Origin of the sequence: Marinobacterium sp. BA1, assembly GCF_041155135.1 — a bacterium.
GTDB classification, from domain to species: Bacteria; Pseudomonadota; Gammaproteobacteria; order Pseudomonadales; family Balneatricaceae; genus Marinobacterium; species Marinobacterium iners.
Genome location: NZ_BAAFHC010000001.1, coordinates 280,646 through 297,185, shown reverse-complemented (window position 1 = coordinate 297,185; position 16,540 = coordinate 280,646). Strand labels below are relative to the sequence as shown.

The 16,540-nt window shown below is 55.6% G+C and carries 14 protein-coding genes; 6 read left to right on the top strand and 8 right to left on the bottom strand.

The window, feature by feature from the left end; all coding sequences use genetic code 11:
- Nucleotide 1 precedes the first annotated feature (1 nt).
- Both ACAM29_RS01410 and ACAM29_RS01405 read left to right on the top strand, forming a co-directional pair.
- Nucleotides 2-1,042, top strand: a complete 1,041-nt coding sequence (locus ACAM29_RS01410; protein WP_369622953.1) for a response regulator — start codon at nt 2-4, stop codon at nt 1,040-1,042.
- Nucleotides 1,039-4,026, top strand: a complete 2,988-nt coding sequence (locus ACAM29_RS01405) for an ATP-binding protein (protein ID WP_369622952.1) — start codon at nt 1,039-1,041, stop codon at nt 4,024-4,026. The genes ACAM29_RS01410 and ACAM29_RS01405 overlap by 4 nt, the downstream gene beginning before the upstream one ends.
- Here ACAM29_RS01405 and ACAM29_RS01400 read toward each other — a convergent pair whose 3' ends face one another.
- Both ACAM29_RS01400 and ACAM29_RS01395 read right to left on the bottom strand, forming a co-directional pair.
- Nucleotides 4,027-5,322 carry a M18 family aminopeptidase gene (locus tag ACAM29_RS01400; RefSeq protein ID WP_369622951.1) on the bottom strand — a complete coding sequence of 432 codons (1,296 nt, stop codon included), beginning with the start codon at nt 5,320-5,322 and terminating at the stop codon, nt 4,027-4,029.
- Nucleotides 5,319-5,843, bottom strand: coding sequence for an FKBP-type peptidyl-prolyl cis-trans isomerase (locus ACAM29_RS01395; RefSeq protein WP_369622950.1), 525 nt, complete (start codon nt 5,841-5,843; stop codon nt 5,319-5,321). Before ACAM29_RS01395 ends, ACAM29_RS01400 begins: the two co-directional genes overlap by 4 nt.
- Nucleotides 5,844-6,036: 193 nt before the next feature.
- On the opposite strand from ACAM29_RS01395, the gene ACAM29_RS01390 reads away from it, so the two are divergent.
- The 3 genes from ACAM29_RS01390 to rpsA all read left to right on the top strand — a co-directional run bounded on the left by ACAM29_RS01390 (nt 6,037) and on the right by rpsA (nt 10,804).
- Nucleotides 6,037-8,133 carry a carboxy terminal-processing peptidase gene (locus ACAM29_RS01390; protein ID WP_369622949.1) on the top strand — a complete coding sequence of 699 codons (2,097 nt, stop codon included), beginning with the start codon at nt 6,037-6,039 and terminating at the stop codon, nt 8,131-8,133.
- A 4-nt stretch (nt 8,134-8,137) separates the two neighbouring features.
- Nucleotides 8,138-8,929, top strand: coding sequence for a hypothetical protein (locus ACAM29_RS01385; protein ID WP_091824996.1), 792 nt, complete (start codon nt 8,138-8,140; stop codon nt 8,927-8,929).
- Between the two features lie 192 nt (nt 8,930-9,121).
- On the top strand, nt 9,122-10,804 hold the full coding sequence (gene rpsA, locus ACAM29_RS01380; RefSeq protein WP_206835201.1) for a 30S ribosomal protein S1: 1,683 nt from the start codon (nt 9,122-9,124) through the stop codon (nt 10,802-10,804).
- 110 nt (nt 10,805-10,914) lie between these two features.
- Here the strand turns inward: rpsA and ACAM29_RS01375 are convergent, their stop codons facing one another.
- Genes ACAM29_RS01375 through dnaX form a run of 6 tightly spaced genes read right to left on the bottom strand, consistent with a single transcriptional unit; the run spans nt 10,915 to nt 15,667 of the window.
- A complete protein-coding gene (locus tag ACAM29_RS01375; RefSeq protein ID WP_091824990.1) occupies nt 10,915-11,361 on the bottom strand; it encodes a YcgN family cysteine cluster protein in 447 nt (148 codons plus the stop codon).
- Nucleotides 11,362-11,363: 2 nt separating this feature from the next.
- A complete protein-coding gene (locus ACAM29_RS01370) occupies nt 11,364-11,654 on the bottom strand; it encodes a YcgL domain-containing protein (protein ID WP_091824987.1) in 291 nt (96 codons plus the stop codon).
- Between the two features lie 2 nt (nt 11,655-11,656).
- Complete coding sequence (rnd, locus tag ACAM29_RS01365; protein WP_369622948.1) at nt 11,657-12,838, bottom strand: ribonuclease D; 1,182 nt, start codon at nt 12,836-12,838, stop codon at nt 11,657-11,659.
- Nucleotides 12,831-13,445 (bottom strand): recombination mediator RecR, encoded by a 615-nt coding sequence (gene recR / locus ACAM29_RS01360; protein WP_091824982.1) that lies wholly within the window; start codon nt 13,443-13,445, stop codon nt 12,831-12,833. The genes rnd and recR overlap by 8 nt, the downstream gene beginning before the upstream one ends.
- Nucleotides 13,446-13,447: 2 nt before the next feature.
- Nucleotides 13,448-13,774 carry a YbaB/EbfC family nucleoid-associated protein gene (locus ACAM29_RS01355; protein ID WP_091824979.1) on the bottom strand — a complete coding sequence of 109 codons (327 nt, stop codon included), beginning with the start codon at nt 13,772-13,774 and terminating at the stop codon, nt 13,448-13,450.
- Between the two features lie 21 nt (nt 13,775-13,795).
- Nucleotides 13,796-15,667: a DNA polymerase III subunit gamma/tau gene (gene dnaX / locus ACAM29_RS01350; protein ID WP_369622947.1), complete on the bottom strand. Its 1,872-nt coding sequence runs from the start codon at nt 15,665-15,667 to the stop codon at nt 13,796-13,798.
- A gap of 186 nt (nt 15,668-15,853) precedes the next feature.
- Here dnaX and ACAM29_RS01345 point away from each other — a divergent pair, with 186 nt between their 5' ends.
- Nucleotides 15,854-16,345, top strand: a complete 492-nt coding sequence (locus ACAM29_RS01345; RefSeq protein WP_369622946.1) for an Lrp/AsnC ligand binding domain-containing protein — start codon at nt 15,854-15,856, stop codon at nt 16,343-16,345.
- The last annotated feature ends 195 nt before the right edge of the window (nt 16,346-16,540 follow it).

Sequence of the window (16,540 nt, the reverse complement as noted above, 5' to 3'; positions counted from 1 at the left end):
CATGAAGACTCTCTCTGCGCTCAAGGTGCTGGTCGTTGACGACCAGCCCATCATCGACGAATTCTGCCGTAAGGTGCTTGAGCACCTGGGTTGTGAGCAGGTTTACTCAGCCCTGAGCGGTCGCGAAGCGATCGAGATTCTGACCCGTGAGCCCTGCATTGATATGGTTCTCACGGATATCGACATGCAACCCCGGAATGGCCTTGAGCTTTTGCAGACAATTCGTTGCGGTGATATTCCCAAGGTACCGCGCGACCTCTGCGTTTTGATGTTTACCGATTACAACTATCGCAACAACGTGATGAACGCGGTAGGGCTGGACTGTAACGGATTCGTCAGCAAACCACTCAGCGTAGCGCTGCTCAGTGACAAGATTGATGCCGCTCGACGCCGGAAAATCACCCTTGCTGATACCGCCGCATACCGCTCAATCCCGACAGGCGTGAATACGGCAGTCGGCGTCAACAAACCTGCCAATGGTAGTCTGCATCCGCGGCAATCCGCTGACTCCACTCATACGCCTGTACACGAACCCTCTAGACCCGAACCAACAGTATCGACCACTCCAAACCCAGGCCCTTCACAGACACAGGCGCCACCAGAAGAAAATGATGCCGACAGGTTCAGACAGGCCCTCACGGAACTGGTACCGAGCAACAGCAAAGACCCCTTCCTGCAACAGAAACAGCAGCAGTTGACTGACATTCTGCACCAGTTGGATGCCATACGCCGCGAAATCAGTTTCGGCAGCGACGATACAGCGGCACAGATGACCAATAGCCTGGAACAGATCAGTGCCGAGATGTTCGGACAAGAGTATCAACATCAGCGCGAGCATCACTTCAACCATCTTTCAGCACATCAGGCCGAACATGGCATGATCCTGCAGCGCACGCAGATGCTGGCCAACAAGATTCGCCAGAACAAGAAACCCAAGGCCCTGTTGGCGCACCAGCAATTGCTGCAAGCCTGGTACCGCCACATTGCTGGCAAGGACCAGCAGTATGCTCGCTATCTGACAACACAAGGAACACACGGATGACAGACCACGGGCAAGACGGGCAACTGATGTTGCTGATCGCCAGCCTGGCAGCACTGATGTTCATGCTGTCCTCGGCGCTGCTGTTTCGGTTTTATCAAGTATTGCGGCGCGAGCGTGACATCCACAGCGAACACATGGGGCTGGTTTTTGATAATACTGCAGAGGGCATTGTTCTCCTGCGTCATGGCCAAATACTGCGCATCAATCAAAGCGGAGCAATACTGCTGGGCCAGGACAGCGAGATATTGGCCGGCAAACCCCTGACCGAGCTGCTTGAAGCAGCTGATTCGGTCTCCATTGAGGCACTGCAAGGCCATCAGAACCATCAATTCAACGAACTCAAATGCCGCCACGGTAACGGTCGCCTGATTTTGCTTGAAGGCACCCTGTCACCCATTCGAACCGAGCGCCGCCACAAGCAACACTCGCCGACAGGGGTACTCATTTTTCGTGACGTATCCGACCGTTTGCAACAACAGGCACAGGAAGCACGCAACCACCTGGTTCTGGCAGCAGTCTCGCGGGTTAACAACAATTTCCTGCTGTACAAAGACCCCAAACGACGCTTTGGCGAGCTACTGGAGACACTCAAGGAGCTGACCGGCTCCCCCATGGGCTTTATCAGCGAGCGCATGGAACAGGATGGAAAGCCGTTCATGCGCTGTTACGCCATCACCAACCTGGCCTGGGACCAGTCCTCCCATAACCTGTATGTAGATAATATCGAGAAGGGCATCGATTTTCACAACCTCGACAACCTGTTCGGGCGTACCTTGTTAACTGGCGAAGTGGTCATTTCCAACCACCACGATCCGGTTCATCGCGCAGGCTCCTGCCCGGCCGGACACCCGGACCTGAACTCCTTTGTGGGCATTCCGCTCAAGTTTCGCGGTGAAGTGCTGGGCATGTATGGCCTGGCAAACCGGGCAGACGCCTACGATCAGGAGCTGGTGGAATGGCTCCGCCCTCTGACAGATGCCATTACCGGCATCATGTACGCCTTCCGCATTGAACGCGCCCAGCGAGAATCGGAGCGACGCATGCTGCAGGCCCGTGATGAAGCAGAGCATGCCAACCGTCTCAAAAGCGATTTTCTGGCTACCATGAGCCATGAAATTCGCACTCCGCTCAATGCTGTCGTCGGCATGCTGGACTCGCTGGAAGCAACCGAGCTGGATGACCGCCAAACCGGCTATGTGCAATCGGCATCCATTGCCGCCGACACCTTGCTGCGACTGATCAATGATGTACTCGACTTTTCCAAAATCGAGGCAGGCATGCTTACCCTGGTGCAGGAGCCATTCAACCTGTGCGAATCGATTCACTCAGTGTTGACCGCCACATCCGTCAACGCTGCGGCAAAAGGTCTTGATCTGTACCTGAACTATGCACCCGACGTTCCCTTGAGCATCATCGGTGATCCAATACGTATGCGCCAGATTCTCAACAATCTGGTCAGCAACGCAGTCAAATTTACCGAGGCGGGCCATGTCATACTCACCGTCAGTCAACGTACTGTCGAAGCAACCGGCGAAGTACACCTGTTAATCAGTATTGAGGATACCGGCATCGGTATCGACAACCGCGACCTGACAATCATCTTTGAAGCCTTCCGTCAGATTGACCACTCCATTACCCGCCATTATCAAGGCACCGGGCTGGGACTTGCGATCACCCGCAATCTCGTCAATGCGATGCAGGGACGTATCGATGTAAAAAGCTCGCCGGGCACAGGCTCACGCTTCATTGTGGAGCTGCCGCTACAGCCAGCCAACACTGCCACATTGCACACGCGGCTGGCAGAACTCAATGCATTGTCTCAGCAACAGCTGCTGTGTGTTACCAACTCTCATCAGCTGTTTGAATACCTGTACAGCCTGCTGAGCCCACACTTCGAGCAGTTCGACTGCCATTTTCGCCCTCTTGAAGAGGAACCCCAGGCAGGCCAGTACTCCATGTTGCTGGTGGATGACCGCCGCTTCAAACTGGCTCCCGAGAGCTTGCGTGGGTGGATTCAGCAGCGAGGCGGCAACGGTGAATTGATCGGCCTGTCACAACGCGACCTGGCTCAGGCCTTTATCCCCGTCACAGCCCAGTTGCAACCACCGCTGTCACCGCTGCAACTGGTGGATACTCTGAGTCGAATTGTTCAACCGGAAACAGCAACAGCCACAAGCGATACCGCCTTCGAGGAACCGGAGCACACTGCAGAGCCAATAACAGACGGGCTGTCGATCCTGATCGCGGAAGACCACCCGATCAACCAAAAAATGATGGAGATTCTGATGCAGCGTGCCGGTGCGACCTGGCAGCTGTGCAGTGATGGGCTTGAGGTGATTCAGGCAATGCAGTCAGATGCCCATTTCGACCTGATTCTGATGGATTTGCACATGCCTAACATGGATGGTTATGAAGCCACTCGCAGCATCCGAGACCTGCCCGGCCCGGAACGGAACATTCCGATTATTGCGGTCACCGCCGATGCACTGGCTGGTGATCGAGAGAAATGCCTGGCGGCCGGCATGAATGACTATCTGGCCAAGCCGGTTCGCCTTGCGGACTTGCAACAGGTGATCGCACGCACTATGGCGGCCCATACAGACACCGCAACAGCCAATAGACCAGAACCTGAGGCGCCTGAGACGTTCGACAGTGACAACCTGGTTGAGCAGGTTGGTGATGCAGAGTCAGCCGCCTTACTGGTACGTGAGTTTGCCAACACGTTGCGTGCCGAGCTGCAGATTCTGCAGCAGGCGCTGGATGCGGACGACCTGGAAGCGGCACGCTCAGCCTCACACCGAATTAAGGGTAGTGCTCGCACCATCGGCTGTAATCTCCTGGCCGCGCAGCTGCAGCAGATCGAAACTGCCTGCCGCAGCGAGAGCAAGCCAGGTGCCAGTAAAGCCATGACCGACGTCATGAAACAGCTCCCCGACCTGCTGGAGCAGCTGAACAGCTTCAGTGAAGCCAACACTCTGCTTTGATTACAACCGCGGCTCTGCCATGAAACGCTGCAGCACACGGTATAGCCCGTGTGCATCGGCACTTCCCGCCAGTTCACGGATCGAGTGCATGGCAAACTGAGGCACACCGACATCCAGCGTACGCATGCCCAGCTCTCCGGCCGTGATTGGCCCGATGGTACTGCCGCAAGCCATATCGGAGCGCACCACAAAACTCTGAACCGGCACCCCTGCCTGAGCCGCCAGGTGCCGGAAGATTGAACTGGTTTCGCTGTTGGTCGCGTAGCGCTGGTTGGCATTGATCTTGATAACCGGCCCACGATTGAGCAGCGGGCCGTGGTTATCATCGTGCCGATCGGCAAAGTTGGGATGCACACCATGAGCATTATCGGCTGATATCAACATGGACCGGGCCAGTGCGCGATTGCGGTTGTCCACATCCGGCATAAGGCGCTCCAACCATTGCGCCAGCATCGGCCCCTGCGCACCACATGCACTAAGACTGCCAACCTCTTCATGATCATTGCAGACCAACACCTGCCCCGCACCTGCAGCCGGGGCATCCAGCAGGGCCTGCAGACCAATGTAACAACTGAGCAGATTGTCCAATCGCGCAGAGGTCAGAAATTCCTGCTCAAGCCCAATCAGCGCAGCGCCCTGGGTATCATAGAGGCACAACTCATAGTCCAGCACCTGAGCCAGATTCCCCGTACCTTCGCGCATCAACCAATCAGCCAGCAGCTGACGAAAATCCGGCTTCTCATCTGTTTGCCCCATCAGCACCGGCAGGAAGGTCTGCGCATTGATGGTGCGGCTGGAATTGGCTTCTCGATCAAGATGAATGGCAAGGCTCGGCACCACCGCGATCGGGCGACGCAGATCCAGAAGCGTGCTGCAGACATCACCATCTTCACTGCGATAGGTCACACGCCCCGCCAGTGACAGATCGCGGTCAAACCAGGGGTTGAGCAAAACCCCGCCATAGACTTCAACGCCAAGCTGGAAGTAGCCCTTGCGGTGCAGCTCCGGATTCGGCTTGACCTTCAGACAGGGGGAGTCGGTATGCGCCCCAACAAGACGCCACCCCTGATTAACGGCGGCCTCCTGCTCAGGATGACGCCAGGCGATGATTGAGGATCCATTGCGACGGATAAAGTAACCCTCTCCCGGCTCCGGACGCCAGCGCTCAGCTTCGCTCATTTCACGAAAACCGGCCTTGAGCAGGCGCTGCGCCATCTGTTCCACAGCATGAAAGGGTGTGGTTGCCTGATCCAGAAAGCGGATCAGGTCCTGATTGAATTCAGTTTGCTGTTTCATTGCGCGCCCTCAGCCTTGATCACCTCTATCAGTTCCACCCGAAAAATCAGCGTAGAGTTGGCCGGAATATCCGGGGATGGACTGGTAGCACCGTATGCCAGCTCGGGGGGCAGATAGATCATCGCTTCACCGCCTTCCTGCATCAGCATAAGGCCTTCACGCCAGCCTCGGATCACCTGATTCAGTGGGAAGGTAGCCGGTTTTTCCCGCGCGTAGGAGCTGTCGAATACCCCCCCGTCCACTCGCGTACCCTCATAGTGAACCACCACCGTATCACGTGCGGTAGGGCTGGCCCCGTCACCCTTGCGCAGATGTTCGATCTGCAGCCCAGAATCGGTGACGCTGACCGTTTCGCGCTCGCGATTGCTGGCCAGAAATTCATTACCGGCCTTGCGGGTTTCATCGTTCAGCGCCTTGTCGATCAGCTCCTGACGAAAGCGTTCTTTTTCCGGGTCTTCACCGCACCCGGCCAGCAGGCCGGCAAACGCCAACGTCACGACCAGAGATTTCCAGATCTGCATCCTCACACTCTCCGTACATACAGGTGTAAAGCAATGATTTTACATTACCCAGCTCCATGACTACACTCACAAAGCTGTAGCTGACGGAACTCGGAGCCCAGAGTGCCTGTCACAGAAGGAGCCACCGCCTGATTCAGGTGTTTTTCAGCGGTGGAGCTCAGCTCCAGCCACATGATCCGGAGATCCGCCTCTCATGCTCAAGCCTCATTTTCTGACACTCGTCACGGCACTGACATTCACGCTGGGCATCGCCCCTGCACAAGCCAATCTTGCCCCCGAGCCCATCCATACTCAAACGATGCTGGATGTCGTGACATCACTGCAGCAGGGGCACTACAACCGGATCGATATTGACGACCAGCTGTCTGAAGCCGTACTGGATCAGTATTTGGCGACTCTTGACCCTGAACGCAGTCACTTCCTGGCCAGTGACATTCAACAGTTTGAGCAGTGGCGCCACCTGCTCGACGATCAAATTCTGCAGGGCGAGACTGAAGCGGCATTCGAGATTTTCAACCGTTATCAAGAGCGACGTTTGCAACGGTTGAATTACATGATCAGCACCCTGGAAGACGAAAGCAACACCTGGGATTTCAACCGTGACGACGTGCTGGAAGGTGATCGCTCAGAGGCAGAGTGGATCAAAACCGATGTAGAACTGCAGCAGCTCTGGCGCAAGCAGTTGAAAAGCTCATTGCTGAGCCTGAAGCTGGCCGATAAAACCACCGAAGAAGCACAGGAAGTTCTGCTGCGACGCTACCAGAACCAGAAACAGCGCACCGACCAGGCCAAAAGTGACGATGTATTTGAAAGTTTCGTCAATGCCCTGACGCATGAATTTGACCCCCACACCCAGTACTTTTCCCCACAGGGGTCCGAGAATTTCCAGATCAACATGAGTCTTTCTCTGGAAGGTATCGGTGCTGTATTGCAGTCGGAAAACGACCAGACCAAGGTCGTACGACTGGTACCGGCCGGTCCCGCTGACAAAACCGGCCAGCTGAAGCCCGCTGACATCATCGTGGGTGTCGGACAGGGTGAAGACGGTGCCATTGAAGATGTGGTGGGTATGCGCCTGGATGATGTTGTCAGCAAGATTCGCGGTCCCAAGGGCACATTGGTGCGCCTGGAGGTGATCCCCGCCGATGCAGTCGATCGTCAAGCCCGCAAAGTCATAAGGATCGAACGCAACAAGGTAAAACTCGAAGAGCAGGCTGCCCGCAAGCGAGTACTGGAGCTTAACCGTGACGGCAAAGAGTTCAAGCTCGGCGTCATCGAAATACCGACATTCTACATCGACTTTGAAGCTCTGCAGAAGGGTGATCCTGACTACAAAAGCACCACCCGAGACGTGGAAAAGCTTATCAATGAACTGCGTGAAGAAGATATTGACGGCCTGATTGTCGATCTTCGCAACAACGGTGGCGGCTCGCTGCGTGAGGCCAACGAATTGGTAGGTCTTTTCATCCAGCGCGGCCCCACCGTGCAGATTCGCGATGCCTCTGGTCGCGTTGATATTTTGGGTGACTTTGATCCGAAGGTCGCATGGGATGGTCCCATGGCCGTTATCGTCAACCGCCTGAGTGCTTCTGCCTCCGAAATTTTCGCCGGCGCCATACAGGACTACAACCGAGGTATCCTCATTGGCAACCGCACCTTTGGCAAGGGTACCGTCCAGACACTGCAGCCGATCGAACACGGCCAGGTAAAACTGACTCACGCCAAGTTTTACCGCATCTCCGGCGACAGTACCCAGCACCGCGGAGTGGAGCCTGATATTCGCCTCCCTTCTCTGTACACAGTTGAAGACATTGGAGAAAGCGCACTGGACAAGGCGCTGCCCTGGGATCAGGTACGCCCGGTGCGACATGGCCGCTTCCCCAGCCTGTCGCCTTTTATGCAGCAACTGCTGGAAAGACATCAGGCCCGTACCGAAACCGATCCGGATTTCATCTTCATGCGCAAACAGGTAGAACACCTGGAAAAACAGAAGAAAATCACCCATATCTCACTCAACCAGGACACGCTGCAACAGGAGCGAGAGACCAACGAGAACTGGCTGCTGAGCGTTGAGAATGAGCGTCGCGCCGGCCTTGGGATGCCGCCGGTGAAGACCCTGGCCGAAGTTGACGACACGCTGCCCAAGGATGAGCAGGGACGCCCAATCAATCCCGAGTCAGAAGCAATTCTGGCCGAGAGCGGAGAGGTCCTGCTCGACTTGATTGACCTGACACTGAGCCACACAGCTGCCCTGCCGGACCACATATCGAACCGAAAGGCGATGGAGTAAACCCATGAAGCTGGGCAAGGTGAGTGTTCTGCTGTTGGTACTGGTACCGATGTTGCTGGCAATTGCTGCGGTCGCCAGCTACTTCGCCTACCAAAAAATGCAGTCTCAGCATGAAGTGAACCTGGCGGATCTGGAAAAGTTCGGCTACGAAATGGTCCCCAGCAGCACATACACTGAAAGCACAGGTATGTTGGGCGCTCAGCAACTGCCAGCCACTTTCGCCGAGAAGAAGCTCACCCCAACCGAGCGCGTCATTCGTGGTCTCATGCAGGACAAGGAGAACCTGCTGGCGGAGCAGGATGCCCTGAAGAGCGAAATCGATGCACTGAAGCAGCAAATTACTGAACTGCAGGAATACAAGCGCCTGAACCAGCACTTTGCTCCCGAAACCTTCGAGGATGAACTGGCCCGAACCAAGACTCAGCTCAAGGCCATTCTGGCGCGGATGCCCGAGGCCGATCAGTTCAGCAATATTCGTCTTGAAATCATGGCCGCCGCCGGCATGCAGGAGTACCGACGCTTTGTCAGCGCCAACCGCCTGATGCTGGAACAGCCACAGCGGGGCAGGATTGTCAGTGACCACCTGCCCGCTTTCGCTTTCTGCGTCGGCAACGCTACAGAACTTGCGGCCAACAGCCGCGCTGAAGAACGACTGCTGATCGACTGGTTCAACCAGCCAGACGGCACCACACTGCCAGCAGCCTTGGCCGAAGACCTGGCCAAACTGCTTCCCGCCTGCCAGAAGCCTCTGCGCGAACAGCTGGAAGCTTCACTTCCCAACATCATTGCCGGATAAATACTGGGCAGCCACTGGCAAAAGCCAGCCACCCTCTGTATAATTTTGCAACTTTATATTTTCCCATTTCGCGGACACATCGCCAGCCCAGTGTCCGCCGAGATGGTTATCGCTAACCGACCCTGTATAGCTGGCATACAGGCTGGAAAGCTGCCACACACCTAACCGGCAGCGACAATATAGGATACTTTCATGAGCGAAAGCTTTGCTGATCTGTTTGAAGAATCCCTGCAAGACATTGCCATGACCCCCGGCACCCTCGTTATGGGTGAAGTTGTCGACATCGACAGCGACTGGGTTACAGTCAACGCTGGTCTGAAATCCGAAGCCGTTATCCCCCGTTCACAGTTCCTGAACGACAACAACGAGCTGGAAATTCAGGTTGGTGATTCCGTCAAGGTTGCACTGGAAGCGGTTGAAGACGGCTTCGGTGAAACCCGTCTGTCCCGTGAAAAAGCCAAGCGTGCTGAAGCCTGGGAAGTTCTGCAGAAGAAATTCGACGCAGAAGAGACTGTTAAAGGCTACATCTCAGGCAAGGTCAAGGGCGGCTTCACTGTCAGCATCAACAACATTCAGGGCTTCCTGCCGGGCTCCCTGGTTGATGTTCGCCCGGTGCGTGATGTTGACCACCTGGAAGGCAAAGAGCTTGACTTCAAACTGATCAAGCTGGATCCGAAGCGCAACAACATCGTTGTTTCTCGTCGTGCTGTTCTGCAGGAAGCCAACAGCGCTCAGCGCGAAGAGCTTCTGGCCACCCTGGAAGAGGGTCAGATCGCCAAGGGTTACGTCAAGAACCTCACCAACTACGGTGCGTTCATCGATCTGGGTGGTGTTGACGGCCTGCTGCACATCACTGACATGGCGTGGAAGCGCATCTCTCACCCGAGCGAAATGCTGAACCCGGGCGATGAGATCTCTGTCAAGATCATCAAGTTCGACAAGGAAACCAACCGTATCTCCCTCGGCCTGAAACAGCTGAGCGAAGATCCGTGGGATGACATCAAGGATCGTTACCCGGCCGGAACCAAGGTTGCTGCACGCGTCACCAACCTGACCGACTACGGCTGCTTCGCCTCCATCGAAGATGGTGTTGAAGGCCTGGTACACGTATCTGAAATGTCCTGGACCAACAAAAACATCCACCCGTCCAAGATCGTTAACATCGGCGACGAAGTGGAAGTGATGATCCTGGACGTTGACGAAGAGCGTCGTCGTATCTCCCTGGGTATCAAGCAGTGCACCATCAACCCGTGGATCTCCTTCTCCGAGCAGCACGCTGCCGGCGACAAGGTCAGCGGCACCATTAAGACCATCACTGACTTCGGTATCTTCGTAGGTCTGGATAACGATCTTGACGGTCTGGTTCACATGTCCGACATCTCTTGGGAAGCCGATCCTGAAACTGCACTGCGTCAGTTCAAGAAAGGTGACGAAGTTGAAGCCGTCATCCTGTCTATCGACGCCGAGAAAGAGCGCATCTCTCTGGGCATCAAGCAGCTGGAAAGCGATCCGTTCGCTGAATACCTGGCCGCTAACGACAAGGGAACCATCGTAACCGGTACCGTGAAGAGCGTTGAGCCGAAAGCTGCTGTTATCGAGCTGGCTGAAGGCATCGAAGGCACTCTGAAAGTATCCGAGATCGCTGCTGAGCGCATCGACGATGCCACTACGGCACTCAAGGTAGGCGAAACTGTTGAAGCCAAGATCACAGCTGTTGACCGTCGCAACCGCGTCATCAACCTGTCGATCCGCGCCAAAGATCAGGCTGAAGAGAAAGCAGCCATCAGTGCAGTTCGCAACCAGGAAGTTGAAGTTCCGGGGCCGACCACTATCGGTGATCTGATCAAGCAGCAGATGGCCAACCAGAACAACTGATTTTCCTCTTCAGTTGCAACACTAAGGGGCGCCCATGGCGCCCCTTTTTTTGTCTGTACCTTTCAGATCAAACAGCTCGGGTCACTGCCCTGAGCCACAAGCCCCGCGGCTCAGTAATCCTCATCCAGTACAAAGTCGATCAGCTGATCATCACTGATCTCGTTATCACGCACTTCATACACGCTCAATACCGATGAGTTGGCATGAATCACTGACTTGCGCTCACCCGTCAGCAACGGGTGCCAGTCCGGCAACTCCTGGCCTTCATGAATCAGCCGATAACTGCAACTGGGTGGCAGCCAGTCAAAACTCTCCACATCCTCGGGCTTGAGCTTGATGCAGCTGGGCACTAACTGACAGCGCTTTTCATACTCTGTGCAATGGCAGTCGTTCAGATCCAACAGATGACATACGACGGTGGTGTAAAAGACCTCCCGAGTATCCTCATCCTCCACCTTATGCAGACAGCACAACGCACACCCATCACAAAGGGACTCCCACTCTTGAGGGGTCATCTCCTTCAGGCCCTTGCGGCGCCAGAACACTTCCTGCGCCATACTCAGCGCACCCCGGTCTCGGGCCGGTTCTTGAACAGATCCAGCATATACTCCTCCTTCTGAGGCGGCATCTGCAGGTAGTACCCTCGACTGTCCAGATCATCCAGAAGCTTTGCCGTACTTTCGACCCGAGCCAGCTTGCGGTTTGGCGTCATCGGCATATCCATGACGTGCACAGGCTGACCAAACATCTCCAGCAAAGCTTCGGGGACACGCTCCAGCTGCTCGCGCTTGTCAACGTAAAGATACATCTCATCCTTGCGCGGACTCTTGAAGATACTCAAAATTATCATCATCAACTCGTTTCAAACTGTTCGATTCGATTCAACAGGGCATCGCCCACCAGTGGCTTGCGCCAGCCGGAAAGACTGGGTGGCAGGTGATAATGCCCCTCGGCATCACGTGAGCGTATGAGCGCATCAAGGTCTCGCTTGCGCAACAGTATTTCAGGCAAGAGATCATTCGCGTCTGCCGCCTGACGGCCAATTGACCGTAATTGCTTGAGCCGTTTGTTCCAGACATAGTGCAACGGGCGATCGATCTCGGCCGGCGGGTTTTGGCGGGCCGATTCAGGAGCGGCCGCGATTATTGCCATAATCGCCTGTCCGTACTCACGCATGATACGACCACGCTTGATAATGGCATCCAGATGCTGCTCGTTCTGAGGCATCCGTTCAGCGATTTCCAGCAGCATTTCGTTACGCAGCAGACGATTGCGAGACATATCGCGCTCACGGCAGGTTTGTTCCCGCCATGCACTGAGATCACGCAGCAAGGCACGTCGCACATCATCCAGATGCCATACCTGACTGAAGCGCTGAAAGTATGCTTGCGGGTCTGCTTCATCAGCCGCCATTACACTTGCACCAATGCTTTCGCACTCTTCCATTACCCAGCTCAGACGCCCTCGCGCCTCAAGCTGCTCGTGCTGCATCAGAGCCAGAACTGGCAAATAGGCCACATCCAGTGCCGCATAATGTTCCTGTTCAGCCGTAAGTGGACGCTGCAGCCAATCGGAGGTGGTCTCGCCCTTGCCCAGTTCAACCTCAAGCGCATACGCTACCAAGCGCTGCAGGCCCATACTGAACCCCCAGCCCGCAAAGGCGGCGCCCACCTGAGTATCATAGAGCGGCTGCGGCAGTACGCCGTAGCTATGGCGAAACAGCTCCATATCCTCATTACCGGCATGCAGAACCTTGAGCACATCTGGCGCACGCAGCACTTCTGCCAGCGGTGACATGTCCTCAACCTGAAGCGGGTCAATCAGATAACAGCCCTGGTCATCCGCTATCTGGATCAGGCCCGGTATGGGATAGAAGGTTTCGGTACGCATGAATTCGGTATCAAGCGCGATCAACGGCAACTGCAGCCACTGCTGGCAGTAATGCATCAGTGTTGCGGTATCGTTGATCCAGATCGGGCTGGCCGCAGCCTGTTGCAGCCGATGCCAGTCATAACGCTGCATCAATTCAGTCATCCTGACTCCGTTTCAGGGAGCGCCGCCCGGCGAAAGCATGGGCCAGCGTACCGCCGTCGACGAACTCAAGCTCGCCCCCGACCGGGACGCCATGGGCGATGCGGGTGATATTCACATTCAAGTCCTGCAGCTGTTCAGCAATGTAGTGAGCCGTTGCCTCCCCTTCTACCGTGGGGTTGGTTGCCAGTATCAGCTCACGCACCTCTCCGCTTTCTACCCGTTCAAACAGCTGATCAAGCCCCAGATCTTCCGGGCCAACCCCGTCAATGGGGGACAGATGCCCCTTAAGGACAAAATACACTCCGTTGAACCCACCCGTTTGCTCTACAGCGATCAGGTCCACCGGTGACTCCAGTACGCAAATCAGCTGATGGTCACGGCTGTCATCCTCGCAGACAGGGCATAGCGTCTCTTCGGACAGGTTGCGACAACGTTGACATTCACCAACCTTTTCAGCCGCCTGCAGAAGGGATTCAGATAAGGTTCGCGCACCCTCCCGATCACGCTCAAGCAGATGCAGTGCCATGCGCTGTGCCGATTTTGGCCCAACACCGGGCAGTGCGCGCAGTGACGTTATCAGATTTTGCAGTAAGGGACTGAAGCTCATGATCAGAACGGCATTTTGAAGCCCGGTGGCATACCCATGCCACTGGTGATTTTGGACATCTTGTCCTGAGTATTCTGTTCAACCTTGCGTACGGCGTCATTAACGGCCGCGGCGATCAGGTCTTCAAGAATCTCTTTCTCTTCTTCCATCAGACTCTCATCAATCTGGACCGCCTTCACATCATGGCGACCGTTCATGGTGATGCGGACCAGACCGGCACCGGACTCACCCTGAACCTCAGCGCGTGCAATTTCTTCCTGCGCCTTCTGCATGTCTTCTTGCATTTTCTGGGCCTGTTTCATCAGGTTTCCCATGCCACCTTTCATCATGTTCAGACTCCTCTTTTAATATCAGTGTTCCGGGTCCAACGGGCGGACCGATTCGGTTTCGATCCGCGCGCCAAATTGTTCGATCAATGTTTGTACCAACGGGTCGGCTTCAATTGCCTGCACCGCTTCTGCCTGACGTTCGGCACGCAGGCGCTCGATACGCTGAGCCGGGGTTTCGACTGTTTGCACCGCCTGCGTAAACTCAATCTGAACCTGTTCGCCCCGAACCGCTCTGATCGCGGTTCGGATACGCTCTCGGCGATCCTCGTTAAGCAGTGCATCCTGCTCGGGCGTGTAGTGGAACAACATGCGACTGGCGTCGCCCAACTCCAGCGACAGATTACGCGCCAGGCTTTCCACCATGCCACTAAGTCCCAGCTGCGGCAGCAGATCACACCAGTCACCATTGCCTGCTACGGGACCAGAGGCAGCCAGCACGGGCAAGGCCTCAGGCATCGGAGTCGGTGGTTCTGGAGTTGGAGTCCGCACCGGAGCCATCGGTTCCGCTTGTGCGGTACTTATCGAGGCAGGCTCCGGCCGGGCATCCACCTCAGCCGGGTCAGACTTTTTTGGCGAATTCTCGGCCAGATCCGGCGGCAAGTCATCCCAAGGAGGAATGTCCTCTGGCATCGGTGCAGACGGCGGCTCAGCGGGTGCCTGCGCGTTTGGCTGCTGGCTAGGCTCAGCAGCGGCCTTCGGCGCAACATGTTCGGTGACTGCAGGCGCAGCTGCCACGGCAGCGGCAGATTCCGACACAGGATCAGTCCCCTTCGCCTCAGTCGGGCTCAGCCCCTGCAGCGGCTCGCTGCCGGCCGGTCGGAACGCCAGCATACGCAGCAGCGTCATTTCGAGCCCTTCTCGTGGCTCAGGTACCAAAGGCATATCCTTGCGCCCCATCAGAGCAACCTGATAATACAGCTGAACCTCTTCCGGGCGCAGCAGGCGTGCCAGCTCCAGTACCTGCTCACGATCACCCAGGCTATTATCCACCGCGGCCGGCATCACCTGCGCCAGTGCAATGCGATGCAGCAGGCTGACCATATCCCCCAGCACCGTCAGGTAATCAGGCGAAAATTCTGACAGTTCACGCACTGCCTCCAGCACCTGTGCCGGCTGCTGCCGCGCAATCTGCTCAAGCATCCGGTACACCAGACGTTGGTCAATGGTGCCCAGCATGGTGCGCACATCTGCTTCGCGTACGCTGCCGGCACCAAAGGCAATCGCCTGATCTGTCAGGCTGAGCGCATCACGCATGGAACCATCAGCCGAACGTGCCAGCAGCCAGAGCGCTGCACTTTCAGACTCAATGCCCTCTTCTCCCAGCACAAAACCAAGGTGGTTTTGAATACGCTCGGCAGTGAGGTTTTTAAGATTGAACTGGAGGCAACGCGACAGCACCGTCATCGGCAGCTTTTGTGGATCAGTAGTCGCCAGCAGAAACTTCACATGCGGCGGCGGCTCTTCCAGCGTTTTCAACAGCGCATTGAACGAGCTGTTGGACAGCATGTGCACCTCGTCGATCAAGTACACCTTGAACCGACCATGTGTTGGTGAGTACTGCACGTTTTCGAGCAGTTCGCGCGTATCTTCAACTTTGGTGCGCGAGGCCGCGTCCACCTCAATCAGATCAACGAACCGACCCTCGGCAATCTCGACACAAGCACTGCATACGCCGCAAGGCTCGGAGGAGATGCCCTGTTCGCAGTTGAGCGATTTGGCAAACAGGCGCGCGATGGAGGTTTTGCCCACCCCACGAGTACCGGTAAACAGGTAGGCGTGGTGTAGCCGGTCATCATCCAGCGCATTGACCAGCGCTTTCAGAACATGTTCCTGGCCAACCATTTCCTTGAAACGTCTGGGGCGCCATTTTCGTGCCAGAACCTGATAGCTCATGCTGCCTCATTCATCCGGTCGGTTCATTCATGTATGGCTGCCGATATTACCACGCTTTACTGTTCAACGCCCCACTGCCAATGTGGCTTGGCTGGGGGTAGATGACAGCCATTTATACGTTGCACCATGCTTGAATCAGGTTAAAACTATACTCATTAATCAATTTACAGATGGAATCACCAGGCAATGGCACAACAACAGAAGGTCAAGAAGATTGACCGAATCGACCGCAATATCCTGACGATACTGCAGCAAGAGGGGCGCATTTCATACACCGAGCTTGCGGATCGGGTTGGACTGTCCACAACGCCCTGCATGGAACGTGTCAAACGGCTCGAGCGGGACGGTTTCATTACGGGTTACCACGCCAGCGTCAATCCACAAATGCTGAACTACAATCTGCTGGTATTTGTCGAGATTGCCCTTTCCTACCAGTCACCTGATGCATTTGAGCGCTTCAACCGGGCGGTCAGTACGTTGCCCTATATCCTGGAGTGTCACCTGGTATCCGGCGATGCCGATTATCTGCTCAAGGCACGTCTGCATGACATGTCACAGTACCGCGAATTGTTGGGTGACATGCTGTTGACCCTGCCCGGCGTAAAAAACTCCAAATCCTATATCGTGATGGAGGAAGTGAAAGAGCAGACACAGCTTCCGGTTGATATAAGCAGTTAATTACTCTGTCATCAGCGGGTAATACAGAACAAAAAACCTTGTTGAGCCTAAAAAAGGCTCTAATATATCCCATGAAACGCATCCAACAATAACAATACCATCGGAGCGCAACATGACCCGACTCTATCGGCTTGATGCCGGCCCTCACCCTCCATGTCTGAATGACCATTCATATCGTCATCGCCTGAACCTTTA